Consider the following 21,277-nt stretch of genomic DNA (forward strand, 5'->3'; position numbering starts at 1 on the left):
GAGAAGACCATCAGGCGCTCAGTTTTACCGCTTCGCTGGAAAAGTCATCCGCTGGTTCGAACTTGAGATCCAGAGTGGCCAGCAACGCGCTTGCCTTGTCGTGAAACTCTTTAAGCGTGTGTTCCAGACGGTCAATCACTTCCCGATCTTTAATGCTCGTCGCTTCCCAGTACCCGTCTTTATTAAACAGGCCAAACTGGTAGCTATAGGTGAAACGGTTTTCCTGTGCTTCCATTTCCATCCACCAGCCCCAGAACTCACGTTTTTCGGGTGCAGGCTTCACGTTGACGCAAACAGCCAGGCAGTCGAAAAAAAAGCGATTCTCTTCACACTGCTCTTCACGAATATACGGGCCAAGAGCCATGAACTTCTTAATCAGTCTACTTTTCGGGTGTCCACTCGGTAACGTCATTACGATCTCCTTTTGTGAAGCACTGTTTTACCAAACCAACGAAATTTAGCAAACTTTTAACACAATCTCTGCGTGATCCAGCGTGTAATCTCTTTCAGCGCTTTGTCAAAATTCTGGTACACGGGGCTGAACGGCACTTCGAGCAATTTACCATCCGCAGATGACGAGGTGATTAAGCGCGACTCCTCTTCCGGGCTAAAGGGATCGTTCTTCCAGAAACCGGACATCATCGGGGTTGGACAGCGACGCCCCAGTAAACCCTGCGTTTTTAAGGAATAGCGATTGAGTTCCACGCGCAACGCTTCGTCTGAAGCATCATGCATGCCAAGTCGGCTCGCCAGCACGTCCAGATACATCTCCGGAACGCTGCCCTGGCGCGCCGGATCGCTTAACAGTGCATGCACTACCGGGCCAAGGCAGGCGACCGCCTTCAGGCGTGAAGATTCAAGGTAAGCCAGCCGTACCGCAACGTTAGCCCCGAAGCGGAAGCCGAATGCCCCTACCCGGGTGTGATCAACCCAGGGAATATTTTCCAGCGCTTTTAATGCATGCTGGTGCAGCAGGCTGGAATCCTGTGTCAGTTTCCATTTGGAAGAGAAGCCAATCGAAGGCATATCGAGCGTCAGCATGGCGATCCCGTTTGGTGCAAAGTAGCGCTCATACAGGCTGTAATAGTCGATTTGCAATGAGTCCAGGCCGCCGCACATCAGGACCGTCGGGAACGGGCCTTCACTTTCAGGCATATGCAGAAAGCCTGTCACCGGGCTGCCGCCGGGAACCGCAAACTCAATCTCACGCATCCGGCCCGGCAGCCGCTGCGCGGCCTCTTCATAAGCCCGGTTTGCCAGCGCCTGCGCCTGCTCCGCCAGCTCGTCGCCCTTGAGATGCGGGTAAGCGGCAATGCTGTACAGGTTCGCCGCATGCAGCCAGTGCTTGCCGCTGAGCGTGGCATCCTCTTCCTGGCTGGCTTTTTGCTGCCAGAGCATGGCCTGCTTCGACCATTCGTAGATCCAGTTCCCGCCGCGGTAGCCCACCACCGTATCGTAGAGATCGCTGTCGGTACGCTCGGTCTCGCTCATCACGATACGCGCCTGCACGTCGAGGATTTCGCGCGGGTCGATACCGCGCCAGATCCACATCAGGCGGTTAATCATGCGATACCAGTGGGGCACGTTTTTACCATCTAACGCTGACTGTACAGCAGGCATGGTCCCCGGATTAAACCGACGCACCAGCGTCGACGTTTCAGGGTGCTTGAAACGGGGTTTGAAGAGAGTTTCGGTGAGATTCGCCTGCGCCATTGCGTTGCCTCCATGGATACGTCATAGGGAGACCATTGTAGCGCGTGGCAGGGCAAAAAGAACAACGCCCGGCATAACCGGGCGTGTAAAGTTACGTACTGAAATTAACGGCCAGAGATAGGCGGTACAAAGACCACGCCCATGTCCCACGGCTGCTCAATCCAGGTATCCTGCGGGATATCAATCACGTAATCGTCAACCAGTGGGCGACCCGCTGGTTTTGCGAAGATAGTCACGAAGTGCGCTTTTGGATACATTTCGCGGATAGCCACCGCGGTACCGCCGGTATCCACAAGATCGTCAATCACGATAAAGCCTTCACCGTCGCCTTCCGCACGTTTCAGCACCTTCAGCTCACGCTGGTTGTCGTGGTCATAGCTGGAGATACAAACGGTATCGACATGACGGATACCCAGCTCACGAGCCAGCAGCGCCCCCGGTACCAGACCGCCACGGCTGACGGCAATAATGCCTTTCCACTGTTCGGAAGGCATCAGACGCGCAGCCAGTTTGCGTGCGTGAATCTGCAACATGTCCCAGGTGACGACGTATTTTTCGCTCATGTGAAGTGTCCCAGCCTGTTTATATACGGCTTAAAAAATGAGGGTGAACCAGATTGCGCGAGATTATAGAGATCTGACGCACTAAAAACCAGTGTTAAGCGCCCCGAGCCTGAGTTTTTACATGCTTTATGCTACCAGCCACGGGAGAAAGTGGTATTCTCAGTTGCATCTCGCAAGCCTGTCTTGTGGTAACTATTAACCTGCTAACCCTGTGACCTGCAACACTGTTTTGCAGCGCATCGACAAGGAGACCTATCGTGTCTGAACTGTCTCAATTATCTCCACAGCCGCTGTGGGATATTTTTGCCAAAATCTGCTCTATTCCGCACCCTTCCTATCACGAAGAACAGCTTGCCGAACATATTATGGGCTGGGCGAAGGAAAAAGGTCTGCACGCTGAGCGCGACCAGGTTGGCAACATTCTGATCCGCAAACCTGCCACCGCGGGTATGGAAAACCGCAAGCCGGTGGTTCTGCAGGCGCACCTGGACATGGTTCCACAGAAAAACAACGACACCGTTCACGACTTCACTAAAGACCCAATCCAGCCGTATATCGACGGCGAATGGGTTAAAGCGCGCGGCACCACGCTGGGTGCGGATAACGGCATTGGTATGGCTTCTGCGCTGGCGGTGCTGGCCGATGACGGCGTTGAACATGGTCCGCTGGAAGTGCTGCTGACCATGACCGAAGAAGCGGGCATGGACGGTGCGTTCGGTCTGCAGGCGAACTGGCTGCAGGCAGACATTCTGATCAACACCGACTCCGAAGAAGAAGGTGAGATCTACATGGGCTGCGCGGGCGGGATTGATTTTATTTCGACCCTGCCGCTGAGCCGCGAAGCGATCCCTGCTGGCTTCGAGACCTTTAAGCTGACGCTGAAAGGGCTGAAGGGCGGTCACTCCGGTGGTGATATTCACCTGGGCCTCGGTAACGCCAACAAACTGCTGGCACGTTTCCTGGCTGGCCATGCGGCTGAACTGGATCTGCGCCTGGTGGACTTCAACGGCGGTACCCTGCGTAACGCCATTCCACGCGAAGCCTTTGCGACCGTAGCGGTACCTGCGGCGAAAGCGGATGAGCTGAAAAAGCTTTCCAGCGTGTACCTGGATATCCTGAAAAACGAACTGTCTGCGAAAGAGAAAAACCTGACGGTGGTGCTGGAGTCCGTAACGACGGATAAAGCCGCGCTGACCGTGCCGTCCCGTGACGCTTTCGTCCAGCTGCTTAACGCAACGCCAAACGGCGTGATCCGTAACTCTGACGTCGCGAAAGGCGTGGTGGAAACCTCACTGAACGTGGGCGTTGTGACCATGGGCGACGACAGCGCAGAGATCATCTGCCTGATCCGTTCCCTGATCGACAGCGGTAAAGAATACGTTGTGAGCATGCTGGAATCTCTGGGTACCCTGGCGGGCGCAAAAACGTCTGCGAAAGGCAGCTACCCGGGCTGGCAGCCGGATGCAAGTTCCCCGGTGATGGCGCTGGTGCGCGAAACTTACCAGCGTCTGTTCAACAGCACGCCAAACATTCAGGTTATTCACGCGGGCCTGGAATGCGGTCTGTTCAAGAAACCGTATCCGGATATGGATATGGTTTCCATTGGGCCAACCATCACCGGTCCGCACTCGCCGGATGAGCAGGTTCACATTGAAAGCGTCGGCCATTACTGGACGCTGCTGACTGAACTGCTGAAAGCCATTCCTGCGAAGTAACACCCTCACCCCCGCCCTCTCCCACGAGGAGAGGGCGGACAACGTTGCGCCTACAGTCCCAGCACCAGCTGACGTTCCAGCTGGGGATCCAGCAGCGTGACATGCAGCCCCACCAGCCTTACTCCTCGCCCGGCCCGACGCTCTTCCCACGCCTTTTTTGCCGTCGCAATAAGATCCTCTTTGTTCAGACGCGGCCAGACGTGCTCCTGCGTCGTCTGCTGAAAGTCATTAAATTTCAGCTTGATGCCCTGCCGGGCAATCAGTAAATCCGGCTTCACCTTGATAAGGCGTCGTTCCAGTTCCGGATAGAGCTGTTCCGTGATAATGGTTTCGCATTCCGACCAGTCGTGGATATCTTCGCTCAGCGTGCGTTCAACCCCGACGGATTTACGCAGCCGTTCGCTGTTCACATCACGATCGTCAATGCCCTGGCTGCGCTCCCACAGCACGCGGCCAAACTTACCAAAGCGCTTAAGCAGCATCGCCAGATCGCTTCGCTGTACGTCTTCGCAGGTGCGTAATCCCATATTTTCCAGCTTCGCAGCGGAAACTTTACCGACGCCGGGAATTTTACTGAGCGGCAGCGTTTTTAAAAACCCCGGAACCTCTTCCGGGGTGATGACGTACTGGCCGTTGGGCTTGTTTAAATCGGAAGCGATTTTGGCGAGGAATTTTACCGGCGCGACGCCGGCCGACGCCGTCAGGTTCAGCTCGGTGAAGATGGTCTGGCGGATCTCCTGCGCCATCAGGGTGGCAGAGCCGTGGCAGTGCACGCTGTCGGTGACGTCCAGATAGGCTTCATCCAGCGATAACGGTTCAATCAGGGAGGTATAGCGGGAGAAGATCTCCCGAATATGGCTCGACGCTTCTTTGTACGCGTCAAAACGACCGGGCAAAAGGGTAAGGTGCGGACACAGTTTTAGCGCCATCGCCGTCGGCATGGCGCTGCGCACGCCAAATTTGCGTGCAGGATAGTTCGCGGTGCTGATCACACCGCGCTGGACACGACTGCCGCCAATGGCGATAGGGATGTCCCGCAGCGCGGGGTTGTCACGCATCTCCACTGCGGCAAAAAAACAGTCCATATCGACATGGATTATTTTGCGCATTGATTACACCACACATGTATTTATATACAGTATAACAAAAGGCAAAAAATGCGTCAGCTATTTTCCTTTCTCTCAGTTGTCATAAATACATGATACAAAGGATCGAAATAAAACCTTTATATTCATAAGCTTATCAAAGTAAATGGAGAGATATCATTCATGAGGAAAATACTTTCGGTTTCGTTACTGTTTCTGGCAAGCGCGGCATCCGCTAATCCTGAGATCGTTGCACACCGGGGAGGCACCGCGGATGCACCTGAAAACACCCTGCCTGCGATTAAGCTCGCGCTCGAAAACAAAGCAGATATCGTCTGGATAACCGTGCAGCTTAGTCGGGATGGCGTACCGGTGCTCTATCGACCGGCTGACCTGAAAGCGTTAACCAGCTTGCAGGGAAAAGTGTCACAGTTTACCGCTGAAGAGCTGGCAAAGGCGGATGCCAGCGTTAAGTGGAAAGATAAGGGCCTGCCGGAAAGCCTGCTGAACGCGTCGATACCGACGCTGAAGTCGGTACTAACGACCTGGCCGGACGCGCGGTTTTTCATTGATATCAAATCGCCGGACGCCGATCCGGCGACGATGGGCAACAAACTGCTTAACGTACTGAAGGAGACCAACAGCCTGAATCGCGTTCGCGTCTATTCAACCGAAGATCGCTATATGGAAGCACTCCCTGCCGACATTCCTCGCTTTGTCACGCGCAGCGAGACCCGCACGCGACTGGCCACCGTTTCGTTAAGCCACGAATGTCTGCCTCCTTCGCAAAAAATGGACGATTACTGGTACGGGCTTGAGTTAAACCGCAAAGTAGAGGTAGTTGAAAAATTCACCCTGGGCGAAGGTGTTTCCCCGGCAACATTAACGTGGGACAAAGAGGCCGTTGACTGTTTCCGCTCGCAGGGCAATGCCCATTTAATTTTCATCGGCGTGAACACCAGTGAGGATTATCAGAAGGCCAGGGCATTAGGTGCCGAAGGCGTGCTGGTGGACTCGCCAGCCAGCGCCAAAAGCTGGGTAAAATAACGAATAAAGGCCGCAAGAAGCGGCCTTTTTCTAGATGATCCTCTGCTGGTCCCGAGCCAGCCGTTTTTTCCGCGCATCGCACGGTTCCGGGCAGTCGCACACCTTCTCCATTCCAATGGAAGAGATGCCGCCGCAGCTGCCCTGAATGCTTTTACGCTTGATGATCCAGCCTAAAGACATGCCAAAAATCACCAGCACAAACACCGCAAAGGTCGCCAGAAAGGTCAGCACAATCAGCCTCCGAAATCATCAAGCATGATGTTCTCATCTTCCACGCCAAGATCTTTGAGCATCTTAATCACGGCGGCGTTCATCATTGGCGGACCACACATATAGAACTCGCAGTCTTCCGGTGCCGGATGCTGTTTGAGGTAGTTTTCATACAGCACGTTGTGGATGAAGCCCGTATAGCCGGTCCAGTTATCTTCAGGCTGCGGATCGGAAAGCGCCACGTGGAAGGTAAAGTTAGGGTTATCGCGCGCCAGCTGTTCGAACTCATCGTCATAGAACATTTCGCGCAGCGAGCGCGCACCGTACCAGAAGCTTATCTTACGCTTGCTGCCAAGACGCTTAAGCTGGTCAAAGATATGCGAACGCATCGGCGCCATCCCGGCACCGCCGCCGATAAAGACCATTTCCGCATCGGTATCTTTGGCGAAGAATTCCCCGAACGGGCCGGAGATGGTCACTTTATCGCCTGGCTTAAGAGACCAGATATACGACGACATCACGCCCGGCGGTGCGTTTGGCACGTTAGGCGGCGGCGTAGCGATACGCACGTTGAGCATAATGATGCCCTTCTCTTCCGGATAGTTCGCCATGGAATAGGCGCGAAGCGCGGGCTCTTTTACTTCGGAGACAAAGCGGAAGAGATTAAATTTATCCCAGTCGGCCCGATACTCCTCGGGCACGTCGAAGTCCGCATACGCCACGGTGTGCGCCGGGCAATCAATCTGGATATACCCGCCCGCACGGAACGGGACGCTCTCCCCTTCAGGAACGCGCAGCTTGAGCTCTTTAATGAAGGTAGCTTTGTTATCGTTAGAGATAACCTCGCACTCCCATTTTTTAACGCCGAAGATCTCTTCCGGCAGCTCAATCTTCATGTTCTGACGCACCGCGACCTGGCACGCCAGACGGCAGCCCGCTTTCGCTTCACGCTTCGTGATATGCGACAGTTCCGTTGGCAGAATATCACCGCCGCCCTCTTTCACCGTCACGCGGCACTGCCCGCAGGAGCCGCCGCCACCGCAGGCCGACGAGACAAAGATCCCGTTGCCGGAGAGCGTATTCAGCAGCTTATCCCCTGCCGGCGTACGGATCTGATTCTGCGGGTCGTCATTGATATCAATGACCACATCCCCGGAATTGACCAGCTTCGCACGCGCCGCCAGAATCAGCCCTGACAGCACCAGTACTATCAGCGTGAACATCACCACGCCAAGAATAATTTCCATCTGTTAGCCCTTATAGCTGCACACCGGAGAAGGACATAAAGCCCAACGCCATCAGGCCGGTGGTGATAAAGGTGATCCCTAAGCCACGTAATCCCGCTGGCACGTTGGCATATTTCATTTTTTCACGGATCCCCGCCATGGTGACGATCGCCAGCATCCAGCCGATACCGGAGCCGAAACCATACACAACCGATTCACTGAAGTTGTAATCGCGCTGAACCATAAACGAGACGCCGCCAAAAATAGCGCAGTTCACGGCGATAAGCGGCAGGAAGATCCCCAGCGCGTTGTACAGCGACGGGAAATACTTATCGAGGATCATCTCAAGGATCTGCACCAGCGCCGCAATCACCCCGATAAAGGTGATGAAGTTCAGGAAGCTGAGATCAACGCCCTCCACCAGCGCGCTGTCCCGCAGCACGAAGTTAAACACCAGGTTGTTGATCGGAACGGAAAGCCCCAGCACAACGGTAACCGCCACGCCCAGACCAAACGCCGTCGATACCTTTTTAGAAACAGCAAGGAACGTACACATGCCCAGGAAGAAGGCGAGCGCCATGTTTTCAACAAACACCGCGCGCACAAATAAACTCAGGTAATGAGCCATCGTCGGTTACTCCTTTTCCTGCTGTTCAGGCTTCAACGTGCGAATCAGCCAGATCAGCAAACCGATAATGAAAAATGCGCTTGGGGCCAGCAGGAACAGGCCGTTCGGCAGATACCAGCCGCCGTTCTGTACCGTGTCCAGCACCGTAATGCCAAACAGCTTGCCGCTGCCAATAAGCTCGCGCAGGAAACCAACCGTCAGCAGGATCACGCCGTAACCCAGGCCATTGCCGATGCCGTCCATAAAACTCGCCAGCGGCGGCATTTTCATGGCGTAGGCTTCTGCACGCCCCATCACGATGCAGTTGGTGATAATCAGGCCGACAAACACCGAAAGCTGCTTCGAGGTTTCATAAGCAAAGGCCCGCAGCAGCTGATCGACCACGATCACCAGCGAGGCGATGATCGCCATCTGCACGATGATCCTCACGCTGTTGGGAATGTGGTGGCGGATCATTGAGATAAACATGCTGGAGAATGCCGTCACCAGCGTTACCGCCAGCGTCATCACCACCGCCGTTTCCAGCTTGGTCGTTACCGCCAGGGCGGAGCACACGCCCAGCACCTGGAGCGTTATGGGGTTATTGGCTAAGAGTGGGCCAATCAGCACCTTTTTAACTTCTTTCAGTTCACCCGTATCAGCCATTGTTTAGCGCTCCTTCACGTACATTTTTCAGGAAGGGACCAAAGCCCAGTTCACCCATCCAGAAATCAAAACTGTGCTGCACGCCGTTTGAGGTGAGCGTGGCGCCGGAAAGACCGTCAACGGCAAATTCATCACCGGGACGCGCGCCCCCTTTCACCACCTTCAGCGCAGGCTGACCGTTGTCATCGAGCACTTTTTTACCGACAAACTGGGCACGCCAGTTAGGGTTCTCAACTTCGCCACCCAGCCCCGGCGTTTCGCCCTGATCGTAATAGGTGATGCCTTTGACCGTGCGGCCATCGGTATCCAGTGCCACAAAGGCGTACATCATTGACCACAAGCCGTTGCCGTAGATGGGCAAAACTACTTCCTGCACGCGTTTTTGCTCGTCACGCACCAGGTAGATCTCCGCGATGTTGCTGCGGCGCTTAATTCCTGCCGGATCCTGCGAGGCGTCAAGCATGGTGCTCATCTGCGGATCTTTTAGCGCCAGCGCCTGGTTATATTTCGCCGGGTCTTTATCCATCAGCTCACCGGTTTTCAAATCCACCAGCCGCGCGGTAATGCGTTCAGCAAACACGGCCGCGACGTCATCCTTCGTCATGCCGTCCTGCATCAGCCCGGCCACGGCCAGGATGTTGCGCTGTTTGTCCAGCGCACGTTGCTCCTGCTGCAGCGGTTTTAACCCTACGGCAGAACCGGCCACGATAACGGAACAGACCAGGCACAGTACCAGCACCACCAGCAGCGTTTTGCTGATGCTGTCGTTATTTTTGATCTCAGCCACGCGCCTTCCTCCGCTTAATGTTGGCGCGCACGACCAGATAGTCGAACAGCGGCGCAAACAGATTGGCAAACAGAATGGCCAACATCATCCCTTCCGGATAGGCCGGGTTGACCACGCGAATCAGTACACACATCACCCCAATGAGCGCCCCATAACACCATTTCCCCCTGTCGGTAAACGAGGCAGAGACGGGATCGGTGGCCATAAACATCATGCCGAACGCAAAGCCCCCCAGCACAAGGTGCCAGTACCACGGCATGGAGAACATCGGGTTAGTTTCTGAACCGATAAGATTGAACAGCGTGGCGGTGAGCACCATCCCAAGCATGACGCCAGCGACGATGCGCCAGGACGCCACGCGGCCAAAGAGGATGATGGCCCCGCCGATCAGGATCATCAGGGTAGACACTTCACCAATGGAGCCCGGGATGTTGCCAAGAAACGCGTCGAACCAGGTCACAGGCTGGCCGGTGGCATTGTTGATCAGCGTTTCGCCGCCGCCTGCCGCCCACTGTGAAAGTGGCGTAGCGCCCGAAAACCCGTCTGCCGCCGTCCATACCAGGTCGCCAGAGATTTGCGCCGGGTATGCAAAGAACAGGAACGCGCGCCCCGCCAGCGCGGGGTTAAGGAAGTTACGTCCGGTTCCGCCGAAGATCTCTTTAGCAATGACCACGCCAAAGCTAATCCCCATCGCCGCCTGCCAGAGCGGCAGCGTTGGCGGAACAATCAGCGCAAACAGAATAGAGGTGACGAAGAAGCCCTCGTTGATCTCGTGTTTGCGGATGATGGCGAACAGCACTTCCCAGAAACCGCCCACGATAAAGACGGTCATATAGATTGGCAGGAAGAAGACGGCGCCCAGCGTCATCATGCTGATCCAGCCGGCATCTGCCGCAAAGCTCACGCCCAGCGTCCGCGCCAGACGATAGTGCCAGTCAGACTGGATCACCTGCGCCAGCTGCTCTGCATCGTACATGTGATGCAGCGCCGGAATAGTCTGCAACCCGACGTTGTACATGCCCCAGAACATCGCCGGGAAGACCGCGAACCACACCAGAATCATCATGCGCTTCAGGTCGATGGCATCGCGAACGTGCGCCGCGCCTTTGGTTACCAGACCCGGCGTGTAGAAAATGGTCGATGTCGCTTCATACAGCGGGTAGTACTTCTTCAGTTTACCCTCGGTAAAATGCGGCTCTATTTTTTCAAAGAGGTGTTTTAATCCCATGATTATCCTTCCTGCTCAATGCGGGTTAACACCTCGCGCAATACGGGTCCATATTCGTATTTACCCGGACACACATAGGTACACAGCGCCAGATCTTCTTCGTCCAGCTCAAGACAACCCAGCGCCTGCGCGCTGTCGGTATCGCCGGCAAGGAGATCGCGCAGCAGCACGGTTGGCAGAATATCCAGCGGCATCACGCGCTCGTAGTTGCCAATCGGAACCATGGCGCGCTCCCCGCCGTTTGTGCTGGTGGAGAAGTTAAACAGCTTATGACGCAGGAAGTGGCCGAGCGTGGTGCGGGTCACGGAGTATTTTTCTGCGCCCGGCAGCACCCAGCCAAACAGCTCTTTCTCGCGCCCTTCCAGCACCACGCTTACCTGAAGATGGAAACGTCCCAGCCAGGCCATCGGGCCTGTTGCGTGTCTGCCGCTCAGCACCGAGCCGGAGATAATGCGGTTTTCACCCTCTTTTGTTTCGCCAGCCAGCAGCGCAGTAATGTCCGCCCCAAGCAGAGTACGAACCAGACGCGGTTGGGTTGCCTGAGGGCCGCCAATAGCGACAATGCGTTCAGCATGCAGTTCGCCCGTGGTGAACAGCTTACCGATAGCAATCACGTCCTGATAATTGAGGTGCCAGACCTGTTTCGTCAGGCTCACCGGCTCCAGGAAATGGATATGCGTGCCCACCAGTCCCGCCGGATGAGGCCCGGCAAATTCATTAAAGGCGACCTGCCCTTGCGGGTGCCCGCCCAGCTTACCGCCGCTGGCCTGGCAGACATGCACTTTACCCGGCGTCAGGCGCGTTAAAACGGTGAGACCGGCATCGAAAGCTTTTCGTTCGGCCAGAATGAGAGGCTGCGGGTCCGCGCTGAGCGGATTGGTGTCGATGGCCGTAACGAAAATAGCCGCCGGCACGGTGCCGGGCACGGGAGTTTTGCTGAAGGGACGCGTACGAAACGCCGTCCACAGCCCCGACTCCAGCAGTTGAGCCTGCACCGCTTCGCGACTGAGGGTAGCGAGATCGGCCTCGTCGTAATGCGCAAATTCGCGTTTCTCGTCACCTTCAATTTGAATAACAACCGATTGCAGGACGCGGCGCTCACCGCGATGGATGGCAGCGACGGTGCCGCTGGCAGGGGCTGTAAACATGACGCCGGGATTTTTTTTATCCTCGAATAGCGCCTGTCCTTTTATTACGCGATCGCCTTCCTGCACCAGCATCGCCGGGCGCATCCCCACGTAGTCATCGCCCAAAATAGCGACGTGGTGAATGCTGGCGCCCGGCGTTACGTGCTGTTCAGGCACGCCAGAGATGGGCAGATCGAGTCCTTTTCTGATTCTAAACATGTGGTTAGCAGGTATCCATGAACAACAATCCAGAGTGGCCGGAGTGTACCATTTTGGGCCCCTGCAAGGGCAGTAAATCCGCCGTCCGGCGCGCCGAATTGCGAGCTAATGCGCAAAGTTCCTGGAGTCAGGTCAGAGTGAATGGGCTATAACGTAAAACTAATTTGTAAACTCAAAGGTTGGCTCTTGCGAAAATCTCCATCGGTGCTAATGTGAGCGCTCCTGTCCAGATTAGTCTGATTTCGGGTGTCTTTTGCCGTTCTGGCAAGTTGGTCATTGTTTTATCAAGGAACCAGTAGTATGCGTAAAATCGCATTGTTCATTGCGATGCTTCTGATACCGTGCATGTCGTTTGCCGGGCTGCTTGGCAGCAATAGTTCAACGACGCCGGTCAGCAAAGAGTATAAACAGCAGTTGATGGGATCCCCGGTTTATATTCAAATCTTCAAGGAAGAGCGCACACTCGAGCTGTTTGTCAAAATGGGCGAGACGTATCAGCTGCTCGATAGCTACAAAATCTGTAACTACTCTGGCGGGCTGGGGCCAAAACAGCGTCAGGGCGACTTCAAAAGTCCGGAAGGGTTTTACAACGTTCAGCGTAACCAGCTAAAACCGGACAGCCGCTTCTATAAAGCGATTAACATTGGCTTCCCCAATGCCTTTGACCGTGCTCACGGTTACGAAGGTAAATACCTGATGATCCACGGTGCCTGCGTGTCTGTCGGCTGTTATGCGATGACGGATTCCGGCATTGATGAGATTTTCCAGTTTGTCACGGGCGCGCTGGTCTTCGGCCAGCCGAATGTTCAGGTCAGCATCTACCCGTTCCGTATGACGGATGCGAACATGGCGCGCCATAAATACTCGGTTTACAAGGATTTCTGGCAACAGCTAAAACCGGGCTATGACTACTTTGAGCAGACCCACAAGCCGCCGGTGGTATCCATCGTCAATGGCCGTTACGTGGTGAGCAAGCCGCTTAGCCATGAAGTAGTCCAGCCGCAGCTGGCGTCAAATTACGCGGTCCCCGAGGCAAAATAGCACCCACTCGCCTGGCATGATCTTTTGCCAGGTTTCGTTGCCCGTCAGCGGCTGCGTTGCAATGACGGTGACCACATCGTTCGGTGTGGTCTCCTTCTGAAAATCAATTTCCACATCCTGATCGAGCAACGTGGCGACGCCAAACGGTGCGCGACGGGTGATCCAGAACAGGTTGGTGGAACAAAACGCCATTACATAGCGCCCGTCAGACAGCAGCATATTGAAGACGCCCTTCTCGCGTAGCTCAGACGCCAGTGACGCGATGTATTTAAAAACGGCGGTCATGTTGCCGGGCGTGCGGGGATAACGCTCGGTCAGCTTGTGCAGCAGCCAGCAGAACGCTTTTTCACTGTCGGTTTCGCCAACAGGACGAAAATTGCCGGTTTCCAGCGATTTATAGCCCGTAAGCTGTCCGTTATGCGCATAGGTCCAGTTACGGCCCCATAGCTCGCGGGTAAACGGATGGGTATTTTCCAGCGCGACTTCCCCACGGTTTGCCTGCCGAATGTGGGCAATTACCGAACAGGATTTTATGGGGTAGTCCTGCACCAGTTTAGCAATGGGTGAGTTAAAGCTGGGTTGTGGATCTTTGAACGTGCGACACCCTTTGCCCTCGTAGAAGGTGATTCCCCAGCCGTCTTTATGCGGCCCGGTTCCCCCACCGCGCTGAACCAGCCCGGTGAAGCTAAAGCAAATATCGGTTGGCACATTGGCGCTCATCCCGAGCAGTTCGCACATATCTCACCTCCACAACAGCGGGGGGCACCGGTGCCCCCCAGCGAAGTCTTACTTAACCATCTCTTTTTCGATCAGCTGGATCAGGATGTGGATCACTTTGATGTGAATTTCCTGAACGCGGTCAGCATAACCAAAATGCGGAACACGGATTTCAATGTCCGCCGTACCGTCCATCTTACCGCCATCTTTACCGGTCAGGGTGATCACTTTCATCCCTTTTTCACGCGCTGCCGCAATGGCTTTGATCACGTTCGCAGAGTTACCGGACGTCGAAATACCCAGCAGCACGTCACCTTCACGGCCTACCGCCTCAACGTAGCGGGAGAAGATGTGGTCGTAACCGAAGTCGTTGCCCACGCAGGAGATGTGGCTTACGTCAGAAATCGCAATCGCCGGGTAGCCTGGGCGGTTTTCACGATAGCGTCCGGTCAGCTCTTCTGCGAAGTGCATGGCGTCGCAGTGGGAGCCGCCGTTACCGCAGGAGAGCACTTTACCACCGGCTTTAAAGCTGTCGGCCAGCAGGACCGCCGCGCGCTGAATAGCGTGAATGTTGGCATCATCTTTCAGAAAGTTCGCCAGCGTTTCCGCCGCTTCGTTCAGTTCGTTACGAATAAGATCCTGGTACATGAGGATAATCCTTCAGTATTGATGAAATAACACAGTGGAGTGTACCGGATAGCGGTAAAAGCGAGAAGCTAAAGCCATGCGAATCGTCCGGCGTTTTGCTTTTTTGTGCCGGCTAAAACGCGAACAATGTGAACCAGGTTGTAATTATTTTGTAAACACATTGCTAAAGGAAATGACATCAACTACAACCATATCATCACAAGTGGTCAGACCTCCTACAAGCAAGGGAGCTTTTCTTTATGATGATTTTGAGCATTATCGCAACCGTTATTCTGCTCGGCGTGTTGTTCTATCACCGCGTCAGCTTATTACTGAGTAGCCTTATTCTTCTGGCCTGGACGGCCGCGCTTGGCGTCGCTGGCCTGTGGAACATCTGGGTCCTCGTCCCGCTGGCCATTATTTTGCTGCCGTTCAACCTGACGCCGATGCGTAAGTCGATGATCTCCGCGCCGGTCTTTAAGGGCTTCCGTAAAGTGATGCCGCCGATGTCCCGTACGGAGAAAGAGGCGATTGATGCCGGTACCACCTGGTGGGAAGGCGATCTGTTCCAGGGTAACCCGGACTGGAAAAAGCTGCACAACTATCCGCAGCCGCGCCTGACCGCCGAAGAGCAGGCATTTATTGACGGTCCGGTAGAAGAAGCGTGCCGCATGGCGAACGACTTTGCTATTACCCATGAAATGGCCGACCTGCCGCCGGAGCTGTGGGCATACCTGAAAGAGCATCGCTTCTTCGCGATGATCATTAAGAAAGAGTACGGCGGTCTTGAATTCTCCGCTTACGCTCAGGCCCGCGTGCTACAAAAGCTGGCGGGCGTTTCCGGGATCCTGGCGATTACCGTCGGCGTGCCGAACTCCTTAGGCCCGGGCGAACTGCTGCAGCACTACGGAACGGAAGAGCAGAAAGATCACTACCTGCCGCGTCTGGCGCGCGGTCAGGAAATTCCATGCTTCGCGCTGACCAGTCCGGAAGCGGGCTCCGATGCGGGCGCGATCCCGGATACCGGCGTGGTCTGCATGGGCGAGTGGCAGGGCCAGCAGGTGCTGGGCATGCGCCTGACCTGGAACAAGCGTTATATCACTCTGGCGCCTATAGCCACCGTGCTGGGTCTGGCATTTAAGCTCTCCGACCCGGAAAAACTGCTGGGCGGTGAAGAAGATCTGGGCATCACCTGTGCGCTGATCCCAACCTCTACCCCGGGCGTGGAGATTGGTCGTCGCCACTTCCCGCTGAACGTGCCGTTCCAGAACGGTCCAACCCGCGGTCAGGATATCTTTGTGCCGATTGACTACATCATCGGTGGTCCGAAGATGGCCGGTCAGGGTTGGCGCATGCTGGTGGAATGTCTGTCGGTGGGCCGTGGCATTACCCTGCCGTCGAACTCAACCGGCGGGCTGAAATCGGTGGCAATGGGGATTGGTGCTTACGCCCATATCCGCCGTCAGTTCAAAATCTCCATCGGCAAGATGGAAGGTATTGAAGAGCCGCTGGCGCGTATCGCGGGTAACGCTTACGTGATGGATGCCGCAGCCTCGCTCATCACCTACGGCATTATGCTGGGTGAAAAACCGGCCGTGCTGTCCGCTATCGTGAAGTATCACTGTACCCACCGCGCGCAGCAGTCGATCATTGACGCAATGGATATCGCAGGCGGTAAAGGCATTATGCTCGGCGAAGGCAACTTCCTGGCGCGCGGCTATCAGGGCGCTCCGATTGCCATCACCGTTGAAGGGGCAAACATCCTGACCCGCAGCATGATGATCTTCGGTCAGGGCGCCATTCGCTGCCATCCGTACGTGCTGGAAGAGATGGCAGCCGCGCAGAATAACGACGTGGATGCCTTCGACAAGCTGCTGTTCAAACATATCGGTCACGTGGGCAGCAATGAAGTGCGCAGCTTCTGGCTCGGCCTGACGCGCGGCCTCACCAGCGCGACGCCGACCAGCGATGCGACTAAACGTTATTACCAGCATCTGAACCGCCTGAGCGCTAACCTGGCCCTGCTGTCTGACGTCTCGATGGCCGTTCTTGGCGGAAGCCTGAAGCGTCGTGAGCGCATCTCTGCCCGTCTGGGCGACGTGCTGAGCCAGATCTTCCTGGCCTCTGCGGTTCTGAAACGCTACGACGACGAAGGCCGTCAGGAAGCGGATCTGCCGCTGGTGCACTGGGGTGTACAGGATGCGCTGTATCAGGCAGAACAGGCGATTGACGACCTGCTGGCGAACTTCCCGAACCGCTTTGTGGCAGGTGCCCTGCGCGTGGCGATCTTCCCGACCGGTCGTCATTACCTGGCGCCGTCTGACAAGCTGGATCATAAAGTGGCGAAGATCCTCCAGGTTCCGAGCGCAACCCGCTCCCGTATTGGCCGCGGACAGTATCTGGCCCCTACCCCGCATAACCCTGTCGGCCTGCTGGAAGAGGCGCTGCTGGACGTGATGGCCGCCGACCCGATTCACCAGAAGATCTGCAAACAGCTGGGTAAAAACCTGCCGTTCACCCGCCTGGACGAGCTGGCAAAACAGGCCCTGGCGGGCGGCATCATCGACAACAGCGAAGCCGCACTCCTGGTGAAAGCCGAAGAGAGCCGTCTGCGCAGTATTAACGTGGATGATTTCGAACCGGAAGAGCTGGCGACACAGCCGGTAAAGCTGCCGGAGAAACACCGCAAACCTGAAGCCGCATAAGACGTTCAGCGTCCATCAACCCCGCTCCGTGCGGGGTTTTTTATTGCCACATTTTCTCGTAATGACGTGCTACAGTGTCAAAAAGCGATCTTTTAAGGAGTCGGTATCGTGCCTGGTTTGAAGATTTCTGTTTTGCAGCAGCCTTTAGTTTGGATGGACGGTCCAGCCAACCTTCGCCATTTCGATCGCCAGTTCGAAGAGATTACCGGTCGCGATGTGATTGTCCTGCCGGAGATGTTCACCACGGGTTTTGCGATGGAGGCTGCAAAACAGTCGATGCCGCAGGACGAGGTTGTGGCCTGGATGCACGCCAAAGCGCAGGAGACAAACGCGCTGATTGCCGGTAGCGTCGCCCTCCAGACCGAACGCGGGCCGGTTAACCGCTTCCTGCTGGTCGAGCCAGAGGGAAAGGTGCATTTCTACGATAAGCGCCACCTGTTCCGCATGGCGGATGAGCATCAACATTATGTAGCCGGCAACGAACGCGTGGTGTTTGAATGGCGCGGCTGGCGTATTTTGCCGCTGGTCTGTTATGACCTGCGCTTCCCCGTCTGGTCCCGCAACCGCAACGATTACGACCTGGCGCTGTATGTCGCCAACTGGCCTGCGCCACGTTCACTTCACTGGCAGGCGTTATTAACGGCGCGGGCAATTGAAAACCAGGCTTATATTGTGGGATGTAACCGCGTAGGCACGGATGGTAACGGACACCATTATCGCGGCGACAGCCGGGTAATAAGCCCGCAGGGAGAAATTATTGCTACAGCCGAGCCGCATCAGGCCACGCGAATTGACGCCGAGCTTTCGTTAACTGCGCTAACGGAATATCGCGAGAAGTTTCCGGCCTGGCAGGATGCCGATCCATTCACGATCGGATAAGTACAATTCCCGACGTTACGCTGGCATGTTGTCTCGCGTAACGTCCGTGAAAAGCAGAAAAGAAAAAGGCCCACGTTACAAGTAACGTGGGCCTGAATAGTGGCGGAACGGACGGGACTCGAACCCGCGACCCCCTGCGTGACAGGCAGGTATTCTAACCGACTGAACTACCGCTCCACTGTTCCCGTGTGGGGAACGAGGCGAATATTACGGTTTGCCTCTGAACTCGTCAACGCTTTTTCTTAACTTTTGAATCGTTTGCTGCAAAAATCACCCAAACGATGAATTAACAAACGTTTCGGCACCTTTTCAGGCGCGCCACAGACAGCTCCCGCCCTTCTTCTGCACCAAATCAAGACGAGCCTCGTGATTCATCAACTCTTCATCACTGGCTAAAACGACCCGTAAGCGGTTCGCCTGACGCACAATGCGCTGAATGCCGCCTTCGTCACGCGCCTGCTGAGATTCGTTTTCCATGCTGAATTTCATCGACGTCTGACCGCCGGTCATGGTCAGGTAAACATCAGCCAGGATCTGGGCATCGAGCAATGCGCCGTGCAGCGTTCGCTTGGTGTTGTCTATTTCATAGCGCGAACACAGGGCATCAAGGCTGTTACGCTTGCCGGGGAACATCTTCCTTGCCAGCGCCAGGCTATCGGTGACTTTACAGAACGTATTGGTCTTTGGAATATCACGGTTCAGCTTGCTGAACTCATAGTCCATAAAGCCGATATCGAACGACGCGTTATGAATGACAAGCTCCGCGCCTCTGATGTAGTCGAGAAATTCATCCGCGACGTCGGCAAAGGTTGGCTTATCGAGCAAAAACTCATCGGCAATACCGTGAACGCCAAACGCTTCCGGGTCCACCAGCCGATCGGGTTTGAGGTAAACGTGGAAGTTATTGCCCGTCAGACGGCGGTTCACCACTTCAACGGCACCAATCTCAATGATCTTGTGCCCTTCATAGTGTGCGCCAATCTGGTTCATACCGGTGGTTTCGGTATCGAGAACGATCTGGCGAGTAATTGCAGTGCTCATAGCGGTCATTTATGTCAGACTTATCGTTTTACTGAACGTTTCAAATACAGGAAGTCTACCAGAGATGCGTAAACAGGTAGAAATTTTCACCGATGGATCTTGTCTCGGTAACCCAGGGCCGGGCGGCTATGGCGCCATTATGCGCTACCGTCAGCATGAAAAAACTTTTAGTGAAGGCTATTTTCTCACCACCAACAACCGCATGGAGCTGATGGCGGCCATCGTGGCGCTGGAAGCCTTAAAAGAACATTGCGACGTGGTGCTGAGTACCGACAGCCAGTATGTCCGCCAGGGCATTACCCAGTGGATCCACAACTGGAAAAAACGCGGCTGGAAAACGGCGGATAAAAAGCCGGTTAAGAATGTCGATCTCTGGAAGCGCCTTGATGCCGCCCTGGGCCAGCACGAGATCAAATGGGAGTGGGTAAAGGGGCACGCCGGGCATCCCGAGAACGAACGCTGTGACGAGCTGGCTCGCGCGGCGGCATCAAACCCGACCCATGAGGACGCAGGTTATCAACCTGAATCCTGATCACGGTTTTTTGTACTGCCGCGTGGCCCCCACGGCCTGGCGGATCCGGGTTTTCGATTTGCTTTGCTTCATTGGGTTAAGCGTAAGGGGGATTGTCCTCTTACGTGCCACAATAAATTGCATGCAGCCCAGCGCGGGTAAATGGGTGCTGAGTAAAACGCCGCCTTTTCGCGTCCAGGGTATGACCTGAAAACCACCGTAGCTCAGCACCTCAAAGTTCAGCAGTGAAAGCCAGTCCAGCTGGCGCATCATGGTAAACATCCGGCTGTTATACGGCGGCCTGCGGCGCAGCACGGGCGTCAGTTTGCGTAGCCCCATCAGACTCAGCGGATTAAAACCGCTCAGGATCAGCCAGCCGTCGTCAATCAAAACGCGGTCAGCCTCCCTCAGCAGGCGATGAGGATCGCTGCACCAGGGCAGAGTGTGGGCGAGCAGACAGGCATCAATGGATTTTTCAGCAAACGGTAAATGCAGTGGATTCGCTTTAACCTGAACCGGGGAGCCACTCAGCGACACGTTAACCTGATGCGAGATAGCGCAGCTTTCGGTATTGATTTCCGCGCTGAGATTGCCAATCTTAAGCAGGTGAAAACCATACATTTTCGCGAGCCAGGGTTTAAGCTGTTGTTCTAGCGCCTCGCGATAGTATTCACCCCAGGGCAACTCTGCCCAACGTTCCGGTGGTGCGACAGTCTGAGGTATCCTTGCCGGTTTCATCAAAACACCCGCCACGCAATAAGAGGTAATGCATGAATCTTATCAGTATTTCCGCCTTTCAGGACAATTACATCTGGGTTTTAGTCGACGACGATCGCAGATGCATCATTGTTGATCCAGGCGAATCCGCTCCGATCCTGCACGCTATAAAAGAAAACGGCTGGCAACCGGAAGCGATTCTTCTCACCCATCACCACAACGATCACGTGGGCGGTGTTCCCGATCTGCTTGCTCGCTTTCCACATCTTGCCGTATACGGGCCGGCAGAGACACAGGATAAGGGTACAACGCAAGTAGTCGAAGAAGGCGAAAGTGTCCTCATTCTCGGGTGGGAGTTTTCCGTATTTGCCACACCAGGTCACACTTCTGGACATCTCTGTTTCTACAGTAAACCTTATCTGTTTTGCGGTGACACGCTGTTTTCCGGCGGCTGCGGAAGGCTTTTTGAAGGCACTCCAGAACAAATGTATCAATCTTTACAAAAAATTAATGCACTGCCTGCTGATACCGTCATTTGTTGCGCACATGAGTATACATTAGGAAATATGAAGTTTGCCGTGAGCATCTTACCTAAGGATCGCATGATTCAGGATTATTACCTGAAAGTGAAGGAGTTACGTGCAAAAAACCAAAGCACACTACCCGTAATTCTGAAAAATGAGCGGCAAATAAATTTATTTTTAAGAACTGATGATGTTGATTTAATTAATAAAATTAACCAAGAAACAAATTTGTTACAACCAGAAGCGCGTTTTGCATGGTTAAGGTCAAAGAAAGATAACTTCAGATAATTGCGGGTTGCCTTTTCAAAATTTCGCCGTTATC

General features: G+C 54.9%; 22 protein-coding genes and 1 tRNA gene. 7 read left to right on the plus strand and 16 right to left on the minus strand.

Annotated features, from left to right (window positions below; translation table 11 throughout):
* Positions 1-10 precede the first annotated feature (10 nt).
* The 3 genes from crl to gpt form a co-directional block, all read right to left on the minus strand.
* Entirely contained in the window at positions 11-412 is a 402-nt protein-coding gene (gene crl / locus MOQ06_RS13385) for a sigma factor-binding protein Crl (protein ID WP_148420213.1), read from the minus strand.
* Between the two features lie 56 nt (positions 413-468).
* Positions 469-1,713, minus strand: coding sequence for an esterase FrsA (gene frsA / locus MOQ06_RS13390; protein WP_242173512.1), 1,245 nt, complete (start codon positions 1,711-1,713; stop codon positions 469-471).
* Between the two features lie 104 nt (positions 1,714-1,817).
* The gene (gene gpt, locus MOQ06_RS13395) at positions 1,818-2,276 is read right to left on the minus strand and encodes a xanthine phosphoribosyltransferase (protein WP_003863205.1); all 459 of its coding nucleotides are present in this window, start codon (positions 2,274-2,276) and stop codon (positions 1,818-1,820) included.
* A 257-nt stretch (positions 2,277-2,533) separates the two neighbouring features.
* Between gpt and pepD the strand changes: the two genes are divergently transcribed.
* Complete coding sequence (gene pepD / locus MOQ06_RS13400) at positions 2,534-3,991, plus strand: cytosol nonspecific dipeptidase (protein WP_193355710.1); 1,458 nt, start codon at positions 2,534-2,536, stop codon at positions 3,989-3,991.
* 50 nt (positions 3,992-4,041) lie between these two features.
* Here pepD and dinB read toward each other — a convergent pair whose 3' ends face one another.
* Entirely contained in the window at positions 4,042-5,100 is a 1,059-nt protein-coding gene (dinB, locus tag MOQ06_RS13405) for a DNA polymerase IV (protein ID WP_242173514.1), read from the minus strand.
* A 159-nt stretch (positions 5,101-5,259) separates the two neighbouring features.
* Between dinB and MOQ06_RS13410 the strand changes: the two genes are divergently transcribed.
* The gene (locus tag MOQ06_RS13410) at positions 5,260-6,123 is read left to right on the plus strand and encodes a glycerophosphodiester phosphodiesterase family protein (protein WP_242173516.1); all 864 of its coding nucleotides are present in this window, start codon (positions 5,260-5,262) and stop codon (positions 6,121-6,123) included.
* 30 nt (positions 6,124-6,153) lie between these two features.
* Here the strand turns inward: MOQ06_RS13410 and nqrM are convergent, their stop codons facing one another.
* From nqrM to MOQ06_RS13445, 7 genes are read right to left on the minus strand one after another with little or no spacing between them, the layout of a single operon-like run.
* A complete protein-coding gene (nqrM, locus tag MOQ06_RS13415; RefSeq protein WP_193355733.1) occupies positions 6,154-6,357 on the minus strand; it encodes a (Na+)-NQR maturation NqrM in 204 nt (67 codons plus the stop codon).
* The gene (gene nqrF / locus MOQ06_RS13420) at positions 6,357-7,580 is read right to left on the minus strand and encodes an NADH:ubiquinone reductase (Na(+)-transporting) subunit F (RefSeq protein WP_148420209.1); all 1,224 of its coding nucleotides are present in this window, start codon (positions 7,578-7,580) and stop codon (positions 6,357-6,359) included. Before nqrF ends, nqrM begins: the two co-directional genes overlap by 1 nt.
* A gap of 10 nt (positions 7,581-7,590) precedes the next feature.
* Positions 7,591-8,187: an NADH:ubiquinone reductase (Na(+)-transporting) subunit E gene (nqrE, locus tag MOQ06_RS13425; RefSeq protein WP_061099102.1), complete on the minus strand. Its 597-nt coding sequence runs from the start codon at positions 8,185-8,187 to the stop codon at positions 7,591-7,593.
* A gap of 6 nt (positions 8,188-8,193) precedes the next feature.
* Positions 8,194-8,832: an NADH:ubiquinone reductase (Na(+)-transporting) subunit D gene (locus MOQ06_RS13430; protein ID WP_014882676.1), complete on the minus strand. Its 639-nt coding sequence runs from the start codon at positions 8,830-8,832 to the stop codon at positions 8,194-8,196.
* Complete coding sequence (locus MOQ06_RS13435; protein WP_148420208.1) at positions 8,825-9,619, minus strand: Na(+)-translocating NADH-quinone reductase subunit C; 795 nt, start codon at positions 9,617-9,619, stop codon at positions 8,825-8,827. The genes MOQ06_RS13430 and MOQ06_RS13435 overlap by 8 nt, the downstream gene beginning before the upstream one ends.
* Entirely contained in the window at positions 9,612-10,847 is a 1,236-nt protein-coding gene (locus MOQ06_RS13440) for an NADH:ubiquinone reductase (Na(+)-transporting) subunit B (protein ID WP_242173518.1), read from the minus strand. The genes MOQ06_RS13435 and MOQ06_RS13440 overlap by 8 nt, the downstream gene beginning before the upstream one ends.
* A gap of 2 nt (positions 10,848-10,849) precedes the next feature.
* Entirely contained in the window at positions 10,850-12,193 is a 1,344-nt protein-coding gene (locus MOQ06_RS13445) for a Na(+)-translocating NADH-quinone reductase subunit A (RefSeq protein ID WP_242173520.1), read from the minus strand.
* 300 nt (positions 12,194-12,493) lie between these two features.
* On the opposite strand from MOQ06_RS13445, the gene dpaA reads away from it, so the two are divergent.
* The gene (dpaA, locus tag MOQ06_RS13450) at positions 12,494-13,234 is read left to right on the plus strand and encodes a peptidoglycan meso-diaminopimelic acid protein amidase (protein WP_148420205.1); all 741 of its coding nucleotides are present in this window, start codon (positions 12,494-12,496) and stop codon (positions 13,232-13,234) included.
* Here the strand turns inward: dpaA and MOQ06_RS13455 are convergent.
* Together MOQ06_RS13455 and lpcA are read right to left on the minus strand one after the other, a co-directional pair.
* Complete coding sequence (locus MOQ06_RS13455) at positions 13,205-13,972, minus strand: class II glutamine amidotransferase (protein ID WP_148420204.1); 768 nt, start codon at positions 13,970-13,972, stop codon at positions 13,205-13,207. The genes dpaA and MOQ06_RS13455 overlap by 30 nt on opposite strands.
* A gap of 48 nt (positions 13,973-14,020) precedes the next feature.
* Positions 14,021-14,599, minus strand: coding sequence for a D-sedoheptulose 7-phosphate isomerase (gene lpcA / locus MOQ06_RS13460; RefSeq protein ID WP_003863232.1), 579 nt, complete (start codon positions 14,597-14,599; stop codon positions 14,021-14,023).
* Between the two features lie 239 nt (positions 14,600-14,838).
* On the opposite strand from lpcA, the gene fadE reads away from it, so the two are divergent.
* Together fadE and MOQ06_RS13470 are read left to right on the plus strand one after the other, a co-directional pair.
* Positions 14,839-17,283 carry an acyl-CoA dehydrogenase FadE gene (gene fadE / locus MOQ06_RS13465; RefSeq protein WP_242173522.1) on the plus strand — a complete coding sequence of 815 codons (2,445 nt, stop codon included), beginning with the start codon at positions 14,839-14,841 and terminating at the stop codon, positions 17,281-17,283.
* A gap of 108 nt (positions 17,284-17,391) precedes the next feature.
* On the plus strand, positions 17,392-18,162 hold the full coding sequence (locus tag MOQ06_RS13470) for an amidohydrolase (RefSeq protein WP_242173524.1): 771 nt from the start codon (positions 17,392-17,394) through the stop codon (positions 18,160-18,162).
* Positions 18,163-18,262: 100 nt separating this feature from the next.
* Here MOQ06_RS13470 and MOQ06_RS13475 read toward each other — a convergent pair.
* Positions 18,263-18,339: transfer RNA gene (locus MOQ06_RS13475), tRNA-Asp, on the minus strand.
* 132 nt (positions 18,340-18,471) lie between these two features.
* Positions 18,472-19,203 (minus strand): DNA polymerase III subunit epsilon, encoded by a 732-nt coding sequence (gene dnaQ / locus MOQ06_RS13480; RefSeq protein WP_242173526.1) that lies wholly within the window; start codon positions 19,201-19,203, stop codon positions 18,472-18,474.
* Between dnaQ and rnhA the strand changes: the two genes are divergently transcribed.
* The gene (gene rnhA / locus MOQ06_RS13485; protein ID WP_176608652.1) at positions 19,157-19,735 is read left to right on the plus strand and encodes a ribonuclease HI; all 579 of its coding nucleotides are present in this window, start codon (positions 19,157-19,159) and stop codon (positions 19,733-19,735) included. The two genes, dnaQ and rnhA, sit on opposite strands and share 47 nt — an antisense overlap.
* Here the strand turns inward: rnhA and MOQ06_RS13490 are convergent, their stop codons facing one another.
* The gene (locus MOQ06_RS13490) at positions 19,736-20,452 is read right to left on the minus strand and encodes a class I SAM-dependent methyltransferase (RefSeq protein ID WP_148420178.1); all 717 of its coding nucleotides are present in this window, start codon (positions 20,450-20,452) and stop codon (positions 19,736-19,738) included. It lies immediately after the preceding gene.
* A gap of 32 nt (positions 20,453-20,484) precedes the next feature.
* Here MOQ06_RS13490 and gloB point away from each other — a divergent pair, with 32 nt between their 5' ends.
* Positions 20,485-21,243 (plus strand): hydroxyacylglutathione hydrolase, encoded by a 759-nt coding sequence (gene gloB / locus MOQ06_RS13495; RefSeq protein WP_242173528.1) that lies wholly within the window; start codon positions 20,485-20,487, stop codon positions 21,241-21,243.
* Positions 21,244-21,277: the final 34 nt, after the last annotated feature.

Origin of the sequence: Enterobacter sp. I4, from assembly GCF_022669095.1 — a bacterium.
Taxonomy (GTDB): domain Bacteria; phylum Pseudomonadota; class Gammaproteobacteria; order Enterobacterales; family Enterobacteriaceae; genus Enterobacter; species Enterobacter pasteurii.